This is a genomic window from Qipengyuania sp. ABI-127-1 (genome assembly GCA_022953095.1).
In the GTDB taxonomy this organism is placed as follows: Bacteria; Pseudomonadota; Alphaproteobacteria; order Sphingomonadales; family Sphingomonadaceae; genus Qipengyuania.
This window is the reverse complement of sequence record JALJCR010000002.1, coordinates 387044-407521: the sequence shown is the minus strand read 5'-3', so window position 1 is coordinate 407521 and position 20478 is coordinate 387044. Positions and strand designations below refer to the sequence as shown.

The following is a 20478-nucleotide window of genomic DNA, read 5'->3' as shown; positions in this document are numbered from 1 at the left end:
CGCCGCGAACACAAAATCCGAAAAAGGACATTCATGACCACACCCAACAACGGTGACACCGTAACCATCGACTACGTGCTCAAGCGGGGCGACGGCGAGGAGGTTGGCAGTACCGCGCAGGCCGGTCCGCAGGCCATCGAGCTGGGCGGAGGCAGCACTTTCCCGCAGATCGAGGAAGCGCTCACCAGCATGCAGGTAGGCGAGGAACAATCGGTTGCCATACCCTGCGACAAGGCGTTCGGCCCACGGCGCGAAGATCTCGTGCAGGATATTCCCCGTTCGCAACTGCCCCCCGGCCCAGATCCACAGCCCGGCATGGCGCTGCAGGCACAGGGTCCGGATGGCAACCCGATGATGCTGCATATCGTCGAGGTCGCCGAGGACTCGATCAAGGTCGATGCAAACCACCCGCTCGCGGGCGAAGATCTCACTTTCGATCTAACTCTGCGGGCCATCAACTCCGCATCCTGACCTGATAGCGGCGGGCGGTGATCGACCCGCTCGCCGCCTCGATCGCTATTCGCAGGGTCTTCTGGCGTGACGAAACGCGCCGCAGGCATGGTTTTCGACAGCACCACCGAACCATCCACCGTGCGGATGTGAGGCTTCGTACCGATGTGAACCGGTTATGGAGCGATCCATTCGCCGCCGGTGGGCGTCAGAAGCGCGCGGCGATGCCCGGTATGAGCGAGGCTGAACCAGTCGATCTGCACCACCTCGACCAGGAGAATCGCGAAATTTTCCCGCGCGCGTCGGATTTGTTCGTCGTCGGGTTCCACACCCTCGAGATGTTCGGGCAAACCCGATATCGGCTGGTCGGCGCTCGCGCCCGGCGCTTCGCCCAGATAGCAGCGACGTGCAAAATTCGTACTGTCCGCCCAGACAGCATCCACTGCCGGACCCTCGCGCTCTATCCGCCCCGAACCGTGCAGGCGCAGTTGGACTTTTCCCGGCTGGTCATAGGCGACCACGGTCAATCGCGCATCTGTCTCGATCGCGGCGACTTTCGGGGCGCGGACATCGGTATGGAACCGCAAGGTCCATCGCGCGGAATCGAAGTCGCGCAGTACCATCACCCGCGCATCGGCATCGGCGGTAACCACCACCGGAGTATGCATGGGGACGCGGCGGTCCCGCGCAGCTTCGGTCAGTCGCGCAGCGATATCGGTGCGTACTTCTTCGAGTGTGTCGTACATGGACGCCTGCATGCACCGGGCACGTCATGGTGCCAAGCCTGCAACTCGTTCATAAATTCGGTTTTCAAGATGAACAGCAGGGCGGTGAACCGGTTCAGTTTGGGGTCAGGCCGTTGTGATACACTGTGCGACATCAAGAACGGCCGCTGGTGGTGGAGCGGCACCGACCCATAAAAGGACACGCTCCATGCATCTGACCCAGCTCTTGAAAGGCAGCGCGTTGAGCGCCCTCGCCGTGGCGATGGCGATCACTGCCCTGCCCACCGAAGCCGAAGCGCAATCGCGCGATCGGCAGGAACACCTCGAGCGAGACCGGGGCGAGCGCGCCGCGGCGCGCCAGGAACGCCGTGCACAGCGGGCCGTGCGCCAGCAACGCACCGAACGCCGCGCGCAAGGGGAGCGCCGCCGCGAGACACGCCGGAGTGTGCGCCAACAGGATGCGCACGAGTCCCGCCGCGCGCGGAGCGAACGCCGCCACGACCGGCTGAAGACGACCGAATCGACCGGAAACAACCGCGTCAACTTTGCTCAAGCGCGCCGCGAACGTCGCGAAGATGTGCGCGAGCGGCGTGCCGACAGGCGTGAGGACCGCCGCGAAACCCAGAGCCGCAACCGGACCTACCACGCCGAGCGCAACCGCAGCTATGTCGATCCCAATCGTGCAGAGCGGCGCGCAGAGCGTATTGCCGAGCGTCGGCGGGACGCGCGCCGCGAGGCTCGGCAAGATCGCCGTGCCGAACGTCGACAGGACGCACGCCGCGAGGCTCGTCAGGACCGCCGTGCGGAACGTCGCCAGGACGCACGCCGCGAGGCCCGGGAAGACCGGCGTATCCGCCGCGATGCCTATCGTGACGGCCGCAGGGCCGAACGTCGCCGGGATCGCTGGGAAGACCGCAGCATCCGCCGCGACGCGTATCGCGATGGCTATCGCGAGGCGCGCCGGGATCATCGCCGGGCACGCTATTACGATGGCCGCCGGTGGCGCGATTACGACCGGTGGGACCATCGCCGCTGGCGCGACAACCGTCGTTATGACTGGTACCGCCACCGTTACCACAACCGCGATATCTTCCGCCTCGGTCGCTATTACGCGCCTTACCGGGACTATCGCTATCGCCGCCTGAACATCGGTGTGCAGATTGGCAATCTGTTCTTCGGTAGCCGTTACTGGATCAACGACCCCTGGCGCTATCGCCTGCCGAACGTGTACGGCCCCTATCGCTGGGTACGGTATTACGATGACGTGCTGCTGGTCGATGTCTACAATGGCGAAGTGGTCGACGTGATTTACGACTTCTTCTGGTAGGTCTTACCGCCCACCGGTATTCGAGAGTGGTCCGGTTGGCCGTTGGAAACCCCCGTCGGGCGATCGGCGGGGGTTTCTTGCGTCAGTGTCACTCCGGTACCTTGCCGAAAGGCAGCATCCGGAAAATGCCACCGTTCTTGTCGAAGAACGTATGCTTGAGCGCACCGAGAATATGCAGGCCGATCAGATAGAGGAAGATCGTGCCGCCCAGCGCATGCATATCGAAGATCGATCCGCCAAGGTCCTTGTTGGCCCCCACTGGAAGCTGCGGGATCGTGAACAATCCGAAGAAATCGATATCCCGACCGGTCATCGAATTGGCCAGCCAGCCGCCCAGTGGCAGGCCGATCAAGAGGATATAGAAGATGATATGCACCGTGCGCGCGAGCACGGCTTCCCATTTGGCAAGATCGCTCGGCAGCGCTGGAACGGGGTGCGTCCAGCGCCAGGCGAGACGGCCGAGAGTGAGGACAAGAATGAGTATGCCGAGCGCCTTGTGATTCGCGAATATCTCCGCCTTGGCTGGCATTTCGGCTTGCTCGGCCGCTTCGGCGATCCGCCAGTTCACGATTACGGCGATGGCGATCGCCCAGTGAAATAGCATGGCCCCCGTCGAATAGCGGCGCGCGGCTGTCTGGTTCATAGGTCCCTCTCCGATATGGTGCAGCCAATCTAGCGGACTGATATCGTGCGGCAAGCCGTCATACTTGATGCAGCGCACGCGATTGCTAACACAGTGCCACCATGACCAAGACAGCTTCCGTACCCGATCAGGATGCCCTGAAGCGCGTTGGCGCGCTTGTCCGCAAACGGCTAGATTCCGATCCGCAGGCTTACAGGATTCCGTCCGACAAGGCGGAGATCTACGCTATCGGCAACTTCCTGTCCGAGGAAGAATGCGCGCGGCTGATGCAAATGATCGACGCCGTCGCACGGCCGAGCGAGCTACATGAAACCGCCTATGTCGCAAAATTCCGCACGTCCTATTCGGGCAATTTTGACCCGCATGATCCCTTCGTAAAGGCGATTTCCCGCCGAATCGACGACAGGTTGGGCCTGCCGGGCAAAGTTGGTGAGAACATCCAGGGGCAGCGCTACCTGCCTGGGCAGGAATTCAAACCACATAATGACTGGTTCTATACGGATCAGGAATACTGGAAGCTGGAACGCAAGCGCGGTGGCCAGCGCTGCTGGACCGCAATGGCCTTTCTCAACGAAGTCGAGGAAGGCGGGCACACCCATTTCGTCGAGGTAGGCGCGTCGATCGAGCCCAAGCCGGGCGTGCTGATGGTATGGAACAACGCCACGCCCGAGGGTCGACCCAATGAAAACACGCTGCATGCCGGCACGCCGGTCATCAAGGGGCAGAAATACGTGCTGACCAAGTGGTACCGCACGCGCAAGCATAGCTGAGCCTTGCCGCCAGGGCGATCATCGCCATCTCGCGGCGCGAGATAGAGGGAAGGCCCTACGCCTTCGTTATTTCACGCCCTGGCCAATGCCTCGGCAATCAGCTTGCGGCTGTTCTCGATCCCGTAAAGCGCGATGAAGCTGCCCATCCTCGGCCCCTGATCGCTCCCGAGCAATGTCTGATAGAGCGCCTTAAACCAGTCGCGCAGGCTCTCGAAACCGTATTCGTCACGTTTGCCGATCTCATAAACCTCGGTCTGCAAATCCTGGGCACTGGTATCTGGCGCAGCATCCGCCAGAAACGCGTCGAGTGCACGCAGGGCTTCGGCTTCGTTCGCCGCCGGTGCACGCTTGTTCAGTGTCGGGACGATGTAGTCGCGGGTGTAGGCGATCGCCGTGCCGATCAGCACCTCGAGTTCGGGCGTGATCTTGCCTGCCCCGATATAGCTCTCGAGATAATCGCGCAGCGCCTCCTCGCTGGCTTCCGCGCCCAAGACGCTGGCGAGGTTGAGCAGGAGGCCATAGGTTACCGGCAGGCTGTCGCCCGCGCCCGGCGCTTCGCCACCCTCGAACCCGCCATTGGTGCGCGCCAGATGCCACACCGGATTGCCAAGCTGTTTGTCGAGGGGCTGTTCGGCCAGCCGCTCGCGGAACTGCCAGTAATCGTCGACCGCACGCGGAATCACGCCGACATGGAGTTGCTTGGCGCTCTTGGGATTGGGGAAGATGTAGAATCCCAGGCTCTCTTCCGAGCCATAGGTCAGCCATTCCTCGATCGAGAGACCGTTGCCCTTCGACTTGGAGATCTTCTCGCCATTCTGGTCGAGGAACATCTCGTAAATCAGCCCTTCCGGCTTGCGGCCGCCGAGCACCTTGACGATCCTGCCCGACTGCACCCCGCTGTCCGTCAGATCCTTGCCGTACATCTCGTAATCGACGCCCAGCGCATACCAGCGCATGGCCCAGTCGACCTTCCACTGCAGCTTGGACATGCCGCCAAGCGCCGATTGTTCGACCACCGATCCGTCCTCGTCGGTGAACCGGATCAGGCCCGCTTCGGGATCGACCACCTCGACGGGCACCTGCAACACACGGCCCGTCGAGGGCGAAATCGGCAGGACGGGCGAATAGGTCTGTCGGCGTTCCTCGCGCAGTGTGGGCAACATGATGTCCAGAATGTCCTGGTTCTTGCGCAGGACCTGGCGGAGCGCATCGTCGAAGCGGCCGGAGTTATACATGTCATTCGAGGCGATGAATTCGTACTCGAACCCGAAGCGGTCGAGAAATTCGCGCAGCTTGGCATTGTTGTGCGCGGCGAAGCTTTCATGCCCCTTTTCGAATGGGTCGGGCACACGGCTCAGCGGCAGGTGCAGATTGGCCTCGAGCAATTGTTGATTGGGCACATTGTCCGGAACCTTGCGCAGCCCGTCCATGTCGTCTGAGAAAGCGACGAGCCGCGTCTTGCCGTCTTCGGGCTTCGCGCCGATCATGGCCTCGAACGCGCGCCGAACGAGCGTGGTGCGCAGCACTTCCTGAAAGGTGCCGATATGCGGCAGGCCGGAGGGGCCATAGCCGGTCTCGAACAGCACGGGCGCGCCATCCGGCTTCATGCCGTCGGGGTAACGTTTGAGCAGGCGCTGTGCTTCCTGGAACGGCCAGGCCTTGGACACACGTGCGGCGGCGATCAGCTCGGTCATGCTCATGCCCCGGCCTCTCGCGAAAATGCAGCGCCGACGCAAGCAGCAAGTTGCTCTCCACAGATATGTCCGATTCCGTGGAATCTTTGTCAAGCCGCACGGCGCGCCTTGGGCGATTGCAACCTTTGTATGCGCCACCATGGACTGAGTCGGATTCGAAAAGCTTTGCCGAAACAGAAACAACCTCCGTGCGGCAGCTAATGTCGCGAACAACCAAACTAGGAGGTTACAATTATGGCAAATTTTCCAAGCTTCGACCAAGAAAAGGTCGAACAGGCACTTGATGCCGCACGTCGTCATAACGAAACGGTAGGCATCGAAGCCTCCGATGGCAGCCCGAATATTCTGGGGGGCGGCGAGTATGCCGCACTGGCCGAGTGTATCAGCGTGACGGTGAAGGACCATAAGGTCTGCCTCGACCTGCCGCTGGGCATCGGATCGGTGTGTATCCCGATCCCGATTTCGGTTCCCGAAGGTACCGCTGCACAGGCCTGCCTGAGCATCTGTACAACCTGGGGCTTCCCGACCGGCGTGAAAGTGACCATCTCGGTCGCCGGTGTGACGATCATCTCCAAGACCTTCGGCAAATGCTGAACGCGCCCCGGAACGCAATATTCCGGTAGACAGGGGCGGGGTTGGCGAATGCCGACCTCGCTCGCTTGCATAACTCCTTAGGGAAGCTCGACGGTATCCTTGATCGTACCGTAAACCAGGCTGGTGTTGATCGTGGCTATTCCGGGTGTTGTGTGCAGTGTGTTGCGCATGAAATCTTCATAGGCATCGAGCCCGGCAACGACGATCTGCAACATATAGTCCGAACTGCCTGTCAGCAGGTGGCAGGTCAGGATCTGGGGCGTCTCGCGCACACGCCGCTCAAAACCTTCGACCACTTCGCGATCATGATGATCGAGTGTGACCTGCACGAAAGCTGTAATGGGATAGCCAGCCGCCTCGCGGTCGACGATGGCAACGTAGCGATCGATCACTCCCGCCTTTTCGAGATTGCGAACGCGCCTGAGGCAGGGTGACGGCGAGAGGTTCACCCGCTCGGCCAGTTCCGCATTGGTTAGCCGACCATCGCGCTGCAACTCGCGCAGAATACGGCGGTCTTTCGCATCCATCCATTCCTCCGATTAGCATAATATGCCAATTGAGCCTCAACTACTGGCACGATTTGCAGGGATATTCCATCCATGTAGCTGTATATCGACCTTCAAGACGTATTGAAAGGTCATGTGTCATGAGCCGCACCCCACTATCCGGTTTTGCAAGCCGAGCTATCCACCACGGTTACGATCCGGCCGAGTACCAGGGCGCGCTCACCCCGCCGATGCACATGGCTTCCACCTTCGCCTTCGAGAGCGCGGAACAGGGCGGCGCGATCTTTGCCGGTGAACAGCCGGGCTATTTCTACAGCCGCATTTCGAACCCGACGCTCGATCTGCTCGAACAGCGCATCGCCACGCTCGAAAATGCAGAAGCAGGTGTTGCCACCGCCAGCGGCATGGGCGCCATTTCCGCCGTAATGTGGACGCTGCTGAGTGCGGGCGACGAGATCGTTACCGACAAGACCCTTTATGGCTGCACCTTCGCCTTCTTCCGTCACGGCCTCGCCAAATTCGGTGTGAAGGTCACCCATGTCGATCTAACCGATCCGGCAGCTCTCGAAGCCGCGATGAACGACAGGGTGAAACTGGTCTATTTCGAAACCCCGGCCAACCCCAATATGCGGCTCGTCGATATCGCGGCGATCAGCGAGGTGGCCCACGCCCATGGCGCCCAGGTGGTGGTCGACAATACCTATGCCACTCCCGCCATCACCCGCCCGGTCGAACTGGGCGCAGACGTGGTCGTTCACTCCGCAACCAAGTATCTGGGCGGGCATGGCGACCTTGTCGGCGGCCTCGTCGCGGGTAGCACCGAAACCATGCAGCGCGTGAGGCTTGAAGGTCTCAAGGACATGACCGGCGCAGTGATGAGCCCCTTTACCGCAACGCTCGTCATGCGCGGATTGAAGACGCTGGCGCTGCGTATGGAGCGGCACAGCAAGACCGCGCTGGAAGTGGCGCGGTGGCTCGAAGCACAGCCGCAAGTTGCCGCAGTCCACTATCCCGGCCTCGAGAGCTTCGGCCGTCACGCCCTGGCCCGGCGCCAGATGGCGCTGCCCGGCGGCATGATCGCCTTCGACCTCGCCGGTGGCTACGATCAAGGCATCCGTTTCATGAACCGGCTGAACATGATCGTCCGCGCGGTCTCGCTCGGCGATGCTGAAACGCTGGTCCAGCACCCGGCGAGCATGACCCATTCGACCTACACGGCGGAGGAACGCGCCGCGCATGGGATTGGTGAGGGCCTGCTGCGCCTCTCAATCGGGCTTGAGGATGCCGAGGACATTTTTGCCGATCTCGAACAGGCGCTCGCGGCTTCCGATCTCTCCATCGCTGCGTGACACGGCAATAGGGGCGCCTTCCTTGTGGGAGGGCGCCCCTACCGCTGCGACACCATTCGAAGGGTCGGGAGGGGTTTAGGCTGCCGCAGGACGCCAACCGCGCAGTTCCGGCCAGACATTGGTATACTGGCTCAGGTCGATGCCCGGCTTGCGATTGGTGAAACGGGTCCCGATCGACTGGAGGATCAGGCGGGCACGCTTGGCACGCGCCTTGGAAGAACGGAATGGATTGGCCCGATCCGGACGCGCTTCGATCATGCGGCGCAGAAGACGTCCGCGTTCGCGGCGGCTTTCAGGAAGCTGCGCGGGAAGCGGCACGGCACCATCGCTTGTCGGCTGGGTGGGGGCTGGATCAACCGGAAGTTCGCGCTGCGGCGCCTCGTCATATCCCGCCACTACCGGCTCGCGGTCGAGCGTCATCGGGGCGGCCACTACCGGGCGCTCAATCGTCGGCACATCCGTGGTACGACGACGGCGGCGCATCAGAACGAAGGCAACCAAACCGATGCCACCGATGCCCAGCAGGGCGAACAAGAGCGCAGCGGAACTTCCATCTCGGATGGGTTCAGGGATCGGCGCAAGCTCGCTTTCCGCAACCACCGGCGTTGCCATTGCACTGTCCGCCACGGGCATGGCCGAAGCGGCTGCTCCTTCATTTTCCGACACGGAAATGGCAGCAGCCGGTTCTGCAGCGGGCGTCGACTCTCGGGCATTCGTAGCCGGGCGGACGGGCGCAGGGTCCACGCTCACCGGCTCGACCGGCTCAGCTTCCTCGATCTGCACCGGCTGGGTTTCGAGGAGTACCGGTTCGGCTGCAACGGGGTCGACGGGGAGTACGGGTGCGGGTGTCGTCGGCGTGGTCGCAGACGCAGGCGCGGACGGCTGTGATGCGACGGCCACGGGAGCCGGTGCCGGAGATGAAGCCTGCGGCAGTGTCTCCAGCGCCAGAATGGGCGCGTCCTGAGCACTCGCAGGAGGGGCCTCCTGAGCATGCGCAGGAAGGGTATGAAGCGCGGCCATTGCAGCAATCGCTATGGGGGCGCTGGCGATCAGATGACGGGTCTTGGTCATGCCCAGAAAACGAACACGATTTCGCCACAGTTCCGATGAACGGTTGTTCAGGAAAGTATAAAAATCTGATTTATCGCGATTTTTCCGGTTCAATTCACGACTAGCCGCCAAGTACTTGCGACGAAGCGAACATGCCTCGGCATAGTCTTGCCGCCCTCTGTTTACTTTTCGTTCCGGCGCTATAATTGTCGATGCGTGACACAGCCGGTGCCCCTCCCTGCCCTTCACGCAAGCCATGCCGGAACCTGGCTGCGCGATCCGAACGGGCCGACGCGGGGTTGCTCCAAAGGTGAGGCGGTGATGGCGGCTGCCGACACGCCTCAATTGCTGATGAATGCTCCGCTGGTGGCAAGCAGGCTGGGCTATCCCGACCTGTCTGGCCTCGACCTGCTGGAACTCTTCGCGTTCGTCCATCCGGCCCGGTTCTGCGTTCCCACGCCCAAAGGGCTTGCCCACGCGCTAGGCCTCGACGAACCGACCGATGATGCTGCCGTACCCCTGCTGCTCCAGCAGGCCGCCGGCGCGTTGGTTGCAACCTGCGAGAGCGAGGACTGGGAACAGCGCGAAGGGGCATGGTCGAGCTTGCAATCGCTCGCGCGGCTGCGCTGGCCCTGGGCAAATGTGCTCGCTCCGCATGTGAGGAAACCGCAACGCGCCGAAAAGTGGCTCTTCTCGCGGCTGCCCGAGTGGGAGGAGGCCCCCGAACGAGCGCAACCGGCGCAGGTTCTGATCGAAGAGCCCGAGATCGAGGCGCACCTTGAACGGCTTACCGGCGAAGGCGCGGAAAAGCGCGAGGGGCAAAGGCTGTTCGCGCGCGATGCGGGCAGCGTATTCAGCCCGCGCGACAGGCAGAAACGCCCCCACCTCCTGTTGGCGCAGGCCGGCACCGGCATCGGCAAGACGCTGGGCTATCTAGCGCCCGCCTCGCTGTGGGCGGAACGGTCGGGCGGGACCGTCTGGGTTTCGACCTATACCAAGAACCTCCAGCGCCAGTTGCGGCAGGAAAGCAGGCGAGCGTGGCCGAATACTCGCGCCGACGGTTCGCCGCCGGTGGTCGTGCGCAAGGGTCGGGAAAACTACCTTTGCCTGCTCAATCTGGAAGACGCGCTGCAGGGCGGGTTTACCGGTCGCCCCGCCATTCTCGCGCATCTGGTTGCGCGCTGGGCAGCCTACTCCCAGGATGGCGATATGATCGGCGGCGATCTGCCGGGCTGGCTCGGCACGCTGTTCCGCAAACGGGGGATCGCCGCGCTGACCGACCAGCGCGGCGAATGCGTCTATGCCGGCTGCCCGCATTACCGGAAGTGCTTCATCGAGCGTAGCGCGCGCAATGCCGCCCAGGCCGATCTGGTGATCGCCAACCACGCCTTGGTGATGATCAATGCAGCTCGCGGGCGCGATGCGAACGGACGCCCGACGCGGATCGTTTTCGACGAGGGGCATCACGTCTTCGACGCTGCCGACAGCACGTTCTCCGCCGCGCTGACCGGGCAGGAGGCAATCGAGCTGAGGCGCTGGATCATCGGGCCGGAAAAGAACAGCCGCGGTCGGCGCCGGGGCCTGTCCGCCCGGCTCGCAGATGTCGCCAGCTATGACGATGCGGGCGGCGAGGCGGTGGAAGACGCGGTCGAGGCAGCGCATGCCCTGCCCTCCGATGGCTGGCTCGGACGTCTGGCGGAAGGCTCGCCTATCGGGCCGCTGGAAGAACTCCTCGCCGTCGTACGCGCGACCACCTTCGCGCGCGACGAAAAAGGGCTTGAGGCGGGCTATGGCATCGAAACCGAAACCGCCCAGCTTCCGGGCGAGCTGGTCGAGACGGCAGGCACGGCGGCGCAGGCCCTCGCCTCCATCCGTGCGCCACTCCTCAAACTCGCCGGTCGGCTCGAGGCGGTCCTCGAAGACGCGCCCGACTGGCTCGATGGCCAGGGCCGCGCGCGGATCGAGGGGGCGCGCCATTCTCTGGCCTGGAGGATCGACCTGATCGCCGCATGGGAAGCGCTGCTCGCGCGCCTGGGCGGCCCGGCCGATCCCGAATTCGTCGATTGGTTGCAGGTCGATCGCAGCGATGCGCGTGAATTCGATGTCGGGCTCTACCGCCACTGGCTCGATCCGATGAAGCCCTTCGCAAAGGTGGTGCTCGAACCGGCACATGGCGTGATGCTGACCAGCGCCACGCTGACCGACCGCGACGAGAGCGGCCCCGACTGGGCTCACGCCATCACCAAAAGCGGCGCGCCGCATCTCGAATTGCTGCCCAAGACCGCGCAGGCGGACAGCCCGTTCGAATATGCCAGCCGCGCCGAGGTGCTGATTGTCACCGACATCAGGCGCGGCGATATTCCCGCACTCGCGGGGGCCTATGCTCGCCTGATCGAGGCCTCCGATGGCGGCGTGCTCGGCCTGTTTACGGCGATCCGGCGGATGCGCGCGGTCTACGGCCGGATTGCCGACCGGCTCGCGCGGGCGGGGTTGCCGCTCTATGCCCAGCATGTCGATCCGATCGATACCGGCACGCTGACCGATATCTTCCGCGACGATCCACACGCCAGCCTACTCGGCACCGACGCGCTACGCGACGGGGTCGACGTACCCGGTCGAAGCTTGCGCTGCGTCGTGATGGAAAGCGTGCCCTGGCCGCGCCCCACCATCCTTCATCGCGCGCGCCGCGCCGCTGCCGCAGATCAGGAAGGCGGTGCCCAGCGCTATGACGACCGGATCATCCGCGCCCGCCTCGCGCAGGCCTTCGGGCGGCTGATCCGCACGCGCGAGGATTCGGGCCATTTCGTCATGCTTTCGCCCGCCTTCCCCAGCCGGTTGCTTTCCGCCTTTCCCGACGGCACGCCCGTCACGCGGTTGACACTCGAAGAGGCTTTACAGCGCGTCGCCAAGGGTGTTGTTAGCCCCGAGCAGATGGCAGCGGAGACCCAGCCCCAGTGAAGACGCGCGCATGAAGATTCTTGGCCTGCTGCGTCATGCCAAGTCCGACTGGGGGCAGAGCGACAAGCGCGATTTCGATCGCGGGCTCAACGATCGCGGGCGCTGCGGGGCGCAGGTGATCGGCAAGCATATCCGCGCGCATGGCGTAGACTGGGACACGCTGGTCGCCAGCCCCGCCGAACGTGTGAAGCAAACGCTGGCTGCGGCGCTTCCCGCCTTCGTACCGCAATGGGACGAACGGCTCTATCTTGCGGGGACCGACACGATCATGGACGTAATCCGCGAAAAGGGCGGCGATGGCGAGAGCCTGCTGGTTTCGGGTCACAACCCAGGCCTCGGCGACATGCTGTTCGAACTGGTCGCGCCCAAAAACGAGAACGCGCTCTACGACGAGGCGAAGGTGAAGTTCCCCACCGCCGCCTTTGCCGTGTTCGAACTCGATATCGAGGAGTGGAGCGACCTGCGCGACGGCTGCGGCGTGCTGGTGCATTTCGCACGACCCCGCGACCTCGATCCGGAGCTTGGGCCTGAGTATTGACGACCGTTACCGTTGCCGGAAGCGTTGCGTTTGCCAGAATCCTGCGGCTTTTGCGCTGGACGCGGACACCGGATCTCGGTTGTCCCGCAATCAATTCGAAGCAGTGGCTTATCGGCTATCATCGATCGGGAAGTGGCGCGATAGCAAGGAGCGACGATTCGATATGGACGCCGATCGGCAGATTATTCCGATCAAAGTAGAGCGTTACATGCTTGTCTTCATTGCCTCGCGCTCTATCCATCTTGAGAGTGAGATCAATCCCGTCCTGAGGGCGCTCGTAGAAGGTCGCTCGTGGGCCAATCACTTCACGCGCCTTTCGTCTTTCGCGCCGAGACATCGGCTTGATGATATTAAAAGTTGCCCCAGCGTAGCTATCAAGTTGGCGCACTTGACTTGCCGTCAGCGGAATCACCCCACCCAAGGTTGCATCTTCACCACTGATCACTGCGTTCGAAAAATTCTCGGCCATCTCATCTCGTGAGGGCACTTTTTCAATCGTAAGACCAGCCTCCGTTGGAGCAAAGCTAGCTTTGGTCGGATTGACCGCGAGGGCGAACAGCGCACCATCGTCCTGGAAGCGCAATGTTGTGGTGCGTTTCAGCTCCTCGCCGCCTTCAACGCCAATCGGGCTATCACTACATTCCCAATTATAGATCACCAGATTCGTCCGGATTTCTTCTCCAAGCGAAGCGGAACAGCCTTTTAAATGTGCAAGCTCGGCCAACTCGACTTCATCCAAAAGGAGAGCCAAACCTGTACTGGACAGATCAGCGCCATTTTGGATCGCATGAACGATTGAGCGGGCGTTTTTTGCGGTAGTCGTCTCGTTACCATCGTCGGCTTGGGAAGCGCTCGCCAGTAGCAACGCGATAGACAAAAACACCACTTTCTTCACTGGTAGACCTCACGAGATATGGAACAGATCGCTTCGATCCTGACGCGGCCATGTTACGTTCGCAATCGAGCCATGCGCAATCACCGTAGCACCCGCGGCCCCGGCCCGCCCTCGGCGGCGATGTCGTCGGGGTTGTAGAGCTTGCAGGTTTTCAGGCTCAGACAGCCGCAGCCGATGCAGCCGTCGAGATTGTCGCGCAGAGCCTGCAATTGCGCGATCCGGCGGTCTAGGCTTTCGCGGATCGCCTCGCTGATCTTCCACCAGTCGAAGCTCGACGGCGTGCGGCCCTGCGGCAGGCTGCGCAAATGGTCGCCGATTTCCTCGAGCGACAGGCCGAGCTTCTGCACGATCAGGATGAAGCTCAGCCGCCTGATGTCGCTGCGCAGGAAGCGGCGCTGATTACCCGCGGTGCGCTGTGCCTGAATCAGCCCCTTGTCCTCGTAGAAGCGGATGGCTGAGGCCGACAGGCCGGTGCGGCGCGCGAGATCGCCAATGCTGAGAAGGTCGTTCGAGTCCATCGATCTCACTGATAGGGTTTTTAGAGCTTGACCTCAAGTGAAGTTGAAGTTGCATAGGTACGGGCATCGCAAATGCGGGCGGTTGGCCGGGTTCTGGCTCGCCGCCCCGAACAAGGAGATGCACCATGGTTACAGGACGCCTCGAACACGCCAATATTTCGGTCACCGATCCCGATCGCAGCGCCGACCTGCTGAAAGACCTGCTCGGCTGGAGAGAACGCTGGCGCGGCCAGTCGCAGCTAGGCGGGCGGACGATCCATGTCGGAGAAGCTCACGACTACATCGCTCTCTACACGGGCGAGCATGTGAAGGGCGATTATCGCAAGGGCCAGCCGCTTAACCACGTCGCCTTCACCGTCGACGATCTCGATGCAGCGGAGAAGATCGTCATCGCGCATGATCTCGAACCCTTCGGTCACGATGATTACGAGCCTGGCCGCCGGTTCTATTTCCTGGACTGGGACGGGATCGAATTCGAGGTGGTCAGCTATGAATGAGCCGATCCTGCGCGAGCCTCTGTTCGCGCCGCGCGAGCCCCGCCTGCAGCCCCGTGAAAGCCGGACATCGCCGCCAGCGGCACGTCCTCGAAACGTCCCAGCCAGCGGCGGGCCATCTTCGCCAGCGGCACCGGGTTGAGATAGTGCCGCTTGCAACGCCCGTCGCGCTCGGAGGCGACCAGTTCGGCCGCCTCGAGCACGGCGAGGTGCTTGGCCACCGCCTGGCGTGTCATCGGCAGATCTTCCGATAGGTCCGACAAGGTCAGCCCGCCCTCCTCGCTCAGCCGGTCGAGCAGCAGTCGGCGGGTGGGATCGGACAGGGCGACGAAAGTGTCGGTCATGGCGGCAAGGTTAAGAAACCCCTGCCGAGTCGCTCAAGTTTCGGGTGCCCGACTGCGGCTACTTGTCCACTGTGGGGCGCTAGCGCGGGAGCGTACCGGTCTGCCGCAGTGCCTCCGCCAATGCGATCGCCGCGCTGGTCGCGACATTGAGCGAGCGGACCTCCGCACGCATCGGCAAGCGCACTTTCGCGTCGCTCGCCTCGACCACACGGTCGGGAACGCCCGCGCTTTCCTTGCCGAACAGCAACACGTCGTCGGGAGAATAGGTATAGTCGTAAGCCGACTGGCTCGCCTTGGTGGTGAACAGAACCAAACGCCCCTCGCCCAGAGTCCCGTAGAAAGCCTCGAAGCCTGCATGACGCACCACTTCGACGTGATCGATGTAATCCATCGCCGCGCGGCGCACGCGGCGATCATCCCACACGAACCCCATTGGTTCTATCAGATCGAGGCGCGCGTCCAAACAGGCACAAAGCCGCATCACTGCGCCGACATTACCGGCAATTTCGGGTTCGAACATTGCGACGCGCATCGGGTCAGGCCTTCCGCGCAGATATTACAACGCGGCCCGGCCATTCGCCGCAACCGTTTTCAAGCAATTCGGACACAGGGAAAATCGCGAGCATCAGGCATTTCCAACTACGAAACAGGCCGCGGCGACAAGCGCGCCGGTCCAGCGATTGGCCCGGAAGCGGTCGAGCGGATTGCCCGGATCCCCGCCATCGAGCGTTGCCACCTGCCAAGCCAGGTGCCCGGCGGCGGGAAGCAGAGCAAGCAGCGCAATCCAGTCGGCACGATACAGCCAGAAAGCCAGCGCCCACAGCGCGACCGCTCCGCCATAAAACACCGCCACGCCGCCCTGCACGCGTCTCCCGAGTCGCAAGGCGCTCGACCGGATGCCCACCAGCGCGTCGTCTTCGCGGTCCTGCATCGCGTAGATCGTGTCGTAGCCGATTACCCAGAGCGCAGAGCCCGCATACATGGCCAGGAGCGCGTCCCAATTGTCGGCCCGCAATTCGGTCCAGCCCACCAACAGCCCCCAGGTAAACACCAGGCCGAGCCAGGCCTGCGGCCACCAGGTGATGCGCTTCATGAAGGGGTAAGCGGCGACCAGCACCACGCTGGCGAGTGCTACACCCTGTGCCAGCGGCCGCAGTTGCAACAGCACCAGCAGGCCCACGGCACACAGGGCTGCCAGCCAACCCCATGCCAGCTTCTTGGAGATACGGCCGCTGGCCACCGGTCGCACGGCGGTGCGCGCCACCTTCCGGTCGAGATCGGCATCGACGATATCGTTATAGACGCAGCCCGCCCCGCGCATCGCGATACTGCCGAGCAGCATCCAGCCCAGCAGTTCGAGCTGCCACCCTGCTCCTGTCAGCCACACGCCCCAGGCGCAGGGCCAGAACAGCAGCCACCAGCCGATCGGCCGGTCGAACCGCGCCAGTTGCGCAAGATCGCGGGGAAGCTGTGGCAGGCGCGCGACAAGGCCGCGATGCTCGCTGTCGGGAACGACATCGCCTGTGCCGGTCATGCCAGCCCGCATCCGGTTGACAAAGGTGACACGCTGTCACCCGTGAAATTTCCAAAATACATGTTATTATTCAACGATCTGAGTTCCGACTTCAGGGGTGACACACACGCGCACCGGGGGGGGGGCGGGTGCTGATGTCCGAGGCACGGCTATGCCTAAATTACGGGTGCCAGATAATGCGCGCGTAGGAAACCGTCGATCGAAAGGGTGACGCGCGCACGCGCGAACGCTACCGCAGCTTCATGCCTGCCACCCCCGCCTGGCCCCCCAAGAGCGCCCCGCGCCTGTTCGTCGAGCAGGAACTCTCTGCCAATGCCGCAGTGCAGGTCGAAGGCAATCAAGCCCATTACCTCGCGAAAGTAATGCGCGTTTCCCCGGGAGACGCCGTGATCCTGTGCGACGATATCACCGGGGAATGGGCTGCCGAAGTGGTCGAGGCAGGCAAGCGCCATGTCGCGCTCCAACCCAAGCAGCATCTGCGCCCGCGCGAACCGGTGCCCGATTTCTGGCTCTGCCCTGCGCTGCTCAAGAAAGACCGTTTCGACCTTGTTCTTGAAAAAGCGACCGAGCTGGGCGCCGCGCGCATCGCGCCGATCGTGACCCGCCGCTGCGTCGCAGACAAGCTCAATGCCGACCGCGCCGACATGATCATCACCGAGGCGGCCGAGCAATGCGCGCGCACAGCACTGCCCGAAATAGCCCCAGTGGCCAAGCTCGACGCGCTGCTGCGCGACTGGCCGCAGGAACGCCACCTGTTCTTCGCCGACGAGGAAGGCGGCGAACCCGCAGCCGATGCCTTCTGCTATGCCGAAGGCCCGGCAGCGCTCTTGGTCGGCCCCGAAGGCGGGTTCGACGATACCGAACGCGCCGCCATCCGTGCCCACCCCGCCTCGGTCGCCATCAGCCTCGGCCCGCGCATTCTGCGTGGTGAAACAGCGGCGATCGCGGGCATGGCGGTGTGGATGGCAGAGGCCGGCGACTGGCTCGACGAAGATTAATTTCCTTTCCTCGCAAGGTTCGGTTGCCTATCGCCACGCGTCATGAGCACGCGTGAGACGTCAGGGGCGGAAGATCCCGTCATCGAAAATCGCGACCAGTTGGTCGCCCCGATGCAACGCGGCGAGAAGCCGAAAAGCAAATGGCGAATCGGTACCGAGCACGAAAAGCTCGTCTATTGCTGCACGGAACACCGCGCGCTCAGCTATGACGAGCCCGGTGGCATTCGCGATATCCTCTTGAGCCTGCGGGAGTTCGGCTGGGAGCCGATCGAGGAGAACGGCAAGGTCATCGCGATGAAGGGCGAGGACGGCACGGTCAGCCTCGAGCCTGCCGGTCAGCTCGAATTGTCCGGCGCCCCGCTCGAGAACCTGCACGATACCTGCGCCGAGACCGGCCGCCACCTCGCGCAGGTCAAGGAAGTGGGCGAACGCTTCGGGGTCGGTTTCATCGGCCTTGGCATGTGGCCCGACAAGACACGCGAAGAGCTGCCGATCATGCCCAAGGGGCGCTATGAAATCATGATGCGGCACATGCCGCGCGTGGGCAGTCTCGGCCTCGACATGATGCTGCGCACCTGCACCATCCAGGTCAACCTCGACTATTCTTCCGAAGCGGACATGGCGCACAAGTTCCGCACCAGCCTCGCGCTCCAGCCGCTCGCCACTGCCCTGTTTGCCAATTCACCTTTCACCGAAAGGCAACCCAACGGTTACTTGTCCTACCGCTCGCATATCTGGAGCGATACCGATCCGCATCGCACGGGCATGCTGCCTTTCGTCTTCGAGGACGGGTTCGGCTACGAGCGATGGGTCGACTACATGCTCGACGTGCCGATGTATTTCGTCTTCCGCGACGGGAAATACATCGATGCGGCAGGCCTGAGCTTTCGCGATTTCCTCGACGGAAAGCTGGAAGTGCTCCCAGGTGAAAAACCCACGGAAAGCGATTGGTGGGACCACCTTTCCACCGCCTTTCCCGAAGTGCGGCTGAAAAGCTTTCTCGAAATGCGCGGCGCGGATGGCGGCCCGTGGAACCGGATCTGCGCGCTTCCCGCCTTTTGGGTCGGCCTGCTCTACGAACAGAGCGCGCTCGATGCGGCATGGGATTTGGTCAAGCACTGGACGATGGAAGAGCGCGAGGAATTGCGCAACGCCGTGCCAAAGCTCGCGCTCGATGCCCCGATCCCGGGTGGCGGCAAGCTGATCGATCTCGCCAGGGAAGTGCTGGCAATCTCCCGCGCGGGCCTCGCTGCACGCGGTCGCCTCAACACATCGGGCGATAACGAAACCGGCTTTCTCGAAACGCTCGACGAGATCGTCGCCAGTGGCAAAGTGCCGGCGCAGGTCCTGCTCGACCGCTATCACGGGGATTGGGGCGGCGATATTTCGCGCATTTACGAATACAGCTTCTGAGAGCCGAGGGAGACACGCAGTGATCCAGATCAACGGGACGATCAAGCTGGGGCGTCCGATCGATGCCGCCACACGCAAGGCAATCGTGGAGATGGTGCGCGCCAGCCGCGCTGAAGATGGCTGCCTCGATTATACCTTCGCCAGCGACATAGCCGATCCCGACACTCTGATACTGTTCGAAAGGTGGCGTGATCGCGACGCGCTCGATACGCATGGCCAATCGGAGCACATGGCCGAGTTCCAGAAGGTGATGGCCGCCAATCCGCCGCAGTCACGCGATCTCAGGGTGTACGAGACCGACGAGGGCCAACCGCTCGGCTGACTATTCGGCGGGTTGCGGCGCGATGCCGGGGCGCGGCTTCAGGCGGCTCCACAGCTTCGTCAGGGGTGCGGTCAGAAGACCGTGCCGTGCCATCCAGGCGTGATATTCGCGATATTTGGGGTCCTCGGCGAGGAGATGCGCCTCTTCGGTCTTTGCCCGCCAGAAATAGATGGCATTGACCACCAGGAGGAAGAAGCAGTTGCGGATCGCCTCAACGATCGAACCGCTGGTGACGAGAAAAGGCAAAATGGCGGCCCACCAGAACAGATTCTTCGAAACATAGGCCGGGTGCCGCGTGAAGCGATAGGGGCCATTGGTCAGAACGCCGCGATAGGTGAGGTTGGAAAACCGCAGACCGAAAGCGAAGGTCGCCCAGGCATAGATGCCGGTCAGGAAGACAAGCAATGCGCCCCACAGTGCGATCAGCGCGTCGTTGCCCGCCATCCAGTGCAACCAGCCAGCCGTCTCGAACTCGTAATTGATCGCCTTGCCGCCGCCGAGAATGCCCCAGACGATGGGTGGGTAGCAGATGAGCGCCGCCACCCAGCCGCCCAGCAACGGGTTGCCCGAGCGGATATGCGCATCGAGCGGGCGCATGGTTACGATATAGCCCACCGTGCCGATCATCACATCGATCATGAACATCGCCTCGATGATTGTCAGCGCAATGCGTTCGGGGCGCGCAGCGACCTCCGCGAGATCGGCGTTTACGATCGTGCGGAAGGCAAACGGGATGATGGATATCATGAAGGCGGTGAAGAAGGCCTTGATGATCCAGATCTGCCAGTGCTTCTTCACCTCTGCCAGGTCCCAGCCGGGTCGCATCAGCAGCAGCGCGCCGAAGTGCCAGGCATGGTCGCGCTGGTTCACCAGAGCGCGGTCGATCCAGAAGACATAGGGTATCGAAAGAACCACCAGCGGGAGTGCTGCATAGCCGAGCACCTGCATCGAGAAAACATACTGCCCTTCCCAATACCAGCGGGACAGGCAATAAAGGCCGGCGATGATGGCCCAGGTCGCCCACAAGCCGGCCAGCTTTACCCAGGTGACGCCGCGGTCGGGCCTGCGCGTCCGCCGCAACGACCAGTCGAGGCCCGTCGAGGGACGAAGATGGACCTTTTCGACGAAGATCGACCATGCCGCCATCGGGATCGCGGCGGCCAGCAGGCCAACCAGCGCCGAATTCCTGCCCCCCAGCGTATCGCGGGGCACCGCCCAACCGAAAGCCTCGGCGATATCGGGAAATGCGCGCGCGAAGGCGACCCAGGCGAATAGCCCGGCAAGCCCCACCAGTCCGACGGCCGAAGAGACATCGCTCTTCGGCCGCGCTTGGGGTGCATGCTTCATCGCGCTCAT

Annotated in this window: 22 protein-coding genes; 11 read left to right on the top strand and 11 right to left on the bottom strand. The window is 62.8% G+C overall.

Going from position 1 to position 20478, the window contains the following annotated elements; translation table 11 throughout:
• The first annotated feature begins 33 nt into the window (after positions 1-33).
• Positions 34-471 carry an FKBP-type peptidyl-prolyl cis-trans isomerase gene (locus MUY37_RS11445; protein WP_499195490.1) on the top strand — a complete coding sequence of 146 codons (438 nt, stop codon included), beginning with the start codon at positions 34-36 and terminating at the stop codon, positions 469-471.
• A gap of 155 nt (positions 472-626) precedes the next feature.
• On the opposite strand, the gene MUY37_RS11440 is transcribed toward MUY37_RS11445, so the two are convergent.
• Positions 627-1196 carry a flavin-binding protein gene (locus MUY37_RS11440; protein WP_499195489.1) on the bottom strand — a complete coding sequence of 190 codons (570 nt, stop codon included), beginning with the start codon at positions 1194-1196 and terminating at the stop codon, positions 627-629.
• Positions 1197-1383: 187 nt separating this feature from the next.
• On the opposite strand from MUY37_RS11440, the gene MUY37_RS11435 reads away from it, so the two are divergent.
• Positions 1384-2502 carry an RcnB family protein gene (locus MUY37_RS11435; protein ID WP_499195488.1) on the top strand — a complete coding sequence of 373 codons (1119 nt, stop codon included), beginning with the start codon at positions 1384-1386 and terminating at the stop codon, positions 2500-2502.
• An 88-nt stretch (positions 2503-2590) separates the two neighbouring features.
• Here the strand turns inward: MUY37_RS11435 and MUY37_RS11430 are convergent, their stop codons facing one another.
• Positions 2591-3145, bottom strand: coding sequence for a cytochrome b (locus MUY37_RS11430; RefSeq protein WP_499195487.1), 555 nt, complete (start codon positions 3143-3145; stop codon positions 2591-2593).
• A 101-nt stretch (positions 3146-3246) separates the two neighbouring features.
• Between MUY37_RS11430 and MUY37_RS11425 the strand changes: the two genes are divergently transcribed.
• Entirely contained in the window at positions 3247-3915 is a 669-nt protein-coding gene (locus MUY37_RS11425) for a prolyl hydroxylase family protein (protein ID WP_499195486.1), read from the top strand.
• A gap of 71 nt (positions 3916-3986) precedes the next feature.
• On the opposite strand, the gene MUY37_RS11420 is transcribed toward MUY37_RS11425, so the two are convergent.
• Positions 3987-5615: a lysine--tRNA ligase gene (locus MUY37_RS11420; RefSeq protein WP_499195485.1), complete on the bottom strand. Its 1629-nt coding sequence runs from the start codon at positions 5613-5615 to the stop codon at positions 3987-3989.
• Between the two features lie 228 nt (positions 5616-5843).
• Between MUY37_RS11420 and MUY37_RS11415 the strand changes: the two genes are divergently transcribed.
• Positions 5844-6203, top strand: coding sequence for a hypothetical protein (locus tag MUY37_RS11415; RefSeq protein ID WP_499195484.1), 360 nt, complete (start codon positions 5844-5846; stop codon positions 6201-6203).
• Between the two features lie 77 nt (positions 6204-6280).
• Here MUY37_RS11415 and MUY37_RS11410 read toward each other — a convergent pair whose 3' ends face one another.
• Positions 6281-6730, bottom strand: a complete 450-nt coding sequence (locus MUY37_RS11410) for an Lrp/AsnC family transcriptional regulator (RefSeq protein ID WP_499195483.1) — start codon at positions 6728-6730, stop codon at positions 6281-6283.
• A 119-nt stretch (positions 6731-6849) separates the two neighbouring features.
• Between MUY37_RS11410 and MUY37_RS11405 the strand changes: the two genes are divergently transcribed.
• Positions 6850-8058, top strand: a complete 1209-nt coding sequence (locus MUY37_RS11405) for a methionine gamma-lyase (protein WP_499195482.1) — start codon at positions 6850-6852, stop codon at positions 8056-8058.
• A 75-nt stretch (positions 8059-8133) separates the two neighbouring features.
• On the opposite strand, the gene MUY37_RS11400 is transcribed toward MUY37_RS11405, so the two are convergent.
• Positions 8134-9129, bottom strand: a complete 996-nt coding sequence (locus MUY37_RS11400; RefSeq protein ID WP_499195481.1) for a hypothetical protein — start codon at positions 9127-9129, stop codon at positions 8134-8136.
• Positions 9130-9429: 300 nt separating this feature from the next.
• Here MUY37_RS11400 and MUY37_RS11395 point away from each other — a divergent pair, with 300 nt between their 5' ends.
• Positions 9430-12066 (top strand): ATP-dependent DNA helicase, encoded by a 2637-nt coding sequence (locus tag MUY37_RS11395; protein WP_499195480.1) that lies wholly within the window; start codon positions 9430-9432, stop codon positions 12064-12066.
• A 10-nt stretch (positions 12067-12076) separates the two neighbouring features.
• Entirely contained in the window at positions 12077-12604 is a 528-nt protein-coding gene (locus tag MUY37_RS11390; RefSeq protein WP_499195479.1) for a SixA phosphatase family protein, read from the top strand.
• Between the two features lie 118 nt (positions 12605-12722).
• Here the strand turns inward: MUY37_RS11390 and MUY37_RS11385 are convergent, their stop codons facing one another.
• Both MUY37_RS11385 and soxR read right to left on the bottom strand, forming a co-directional pair.
• Complete coding sequence (locus tag MUY37_RS11385) at positions 12723-13499, bottom strand: hypothetical protein (RefSeq protein WP_499195478.1); 777 nt, start codon at positions 13497-13499, stop codon at positions 12723-12725.
• 80 nt (positions 13500-13579) lie between these two features.
• Positions 13580-14017, bottom strand: a complete 438-nt coding sequence (soxR, locus tag MUY37_RS11380; RefSeq protein WP_499195722.1) for a redox-sensitive transcriptional activator SoxR — start codon at positions 14015-14017, stop codon at positions 13580-13582.
• 125 nt (positions 14018-14142) lie between these two features.
• Between soxR and MUY37_RS11375 the strand changes: the two genes are divergently transcribed.
• Positions 14143-14514: a VOC family protein gene (locus MUY37_RS11375; RefSeq protein WP_499195477.1), complete on the top strand. Its 372-nt coding sequence runs from the start codon at positions 14143-14145 to the stop codon at positions 14512-14514.
• On the opposite strand, the gene MUY37_RS11370 is transcribed toward MUY37_RS11375, so the two are convergent.
• The 3 genes from MUY37_RS11370 to ubiA all read right to left on the bottom strand — a co-directional run bounded on the left by MUY37_RS11370 (position 14505) and on the right by ubiA (position 16389).
• On the bottom strand, positions 14505-14855 hold the full coding sequence (locus tag MUY37_RS11370) for an ArsR/SmtB family transcription factor (RefSeq protein WP_499195476.1): 351 nt from the start codon (positions 14853-14855) through the stop codon (positions 14505-14507). The genes MUY37_RS11375 and MUY37_RS11370 overlap by 10 nt on opposite strands.
• A 79-nt stretch (positions 14856-14934) precedes the next feature.
• Positions 14935-15387 (bottom strand): tRNA (cytidine(34)-2'-O)-methyltransferase, encoded by a 453-nt coding sequence (locus MUY37_RS11365; RefSeq protein ID WP_499195475.1) that lies wholly within the window; start codon positions 15385-15387, stop codon positions 14935-14937.
• A gap of 93 nt (positions 15388-15480) precedes the next feature.
• On the bottom strand, positions 15481-16389 hold the full coding sequence (ubiA, locus tag MUY37_RS11360; protein ID WP_499195474.1) for a 4-hydroxybenzoate octaprenyltransferase: 909 nt from the start codon (positions 16387-16389) through the stop codon (positions 15481-15483).
• Between the two features lie 242 nt (positions 16390-16631).
• Between ubiA and MUY37_RS11355 the strand changes: the two genes are divergently transcribed.
• Genes MUY37_RS11355 through MUY37_RS11345 form a run of 3 tightly spaced genes read left to right on the top strand, consistent with a single transcriptional unit; the run spans position 16632 to position 19122 of the window.
• Positions 16632-17387, top strand: coding sequence for a 16S rRNA (uracil(1498)-N(3))-methyltransferase (locus MUY37_RS11355; protein ID WP_499195473.1), 756 nt, complete (start codon positions 16632-16634; stop codon positions 17385-17387).
• A gap of 42 nt (positions 17388-17429) precedes the next feature.
• A complete protein-coding gene (locus MUY37_RS11350; protein WP_499195472.1) occupies positions 17430-18800 on the top strand; it encodes a glutamate--cysteine ligase in 1371 nt (456 codons plus the stop codon).
• A gap of 19 nt (positions 18801-18819) precedes the next feature.
• Positions 18820-19122 (top strand): putative quinol monooxygenase, encoded by a 303-nt coding sequence (locus MUY37_RS11345; RefSeq protein ID WP_499195471.1) that lies wholly within the window; start codon positions 18820-18822, stop codon positions 19120-19122.
• On the opposite strand, the gene MUY37_RS11340 is transcribed toward MUY37_RS11345, so the two are convergent.
• On the bottom strand, positions 19123-20469 hold the full coding sequence (locus tag MUY37_RS11340; protein WP_499195721.1) for a methyltransferase family protein: 1347 nt from the start codon (positions 20467-20469) through the stop codon (positions 19123-19125).
• Positions 20470-20478 lie beyond the last annotated feature (9 nt).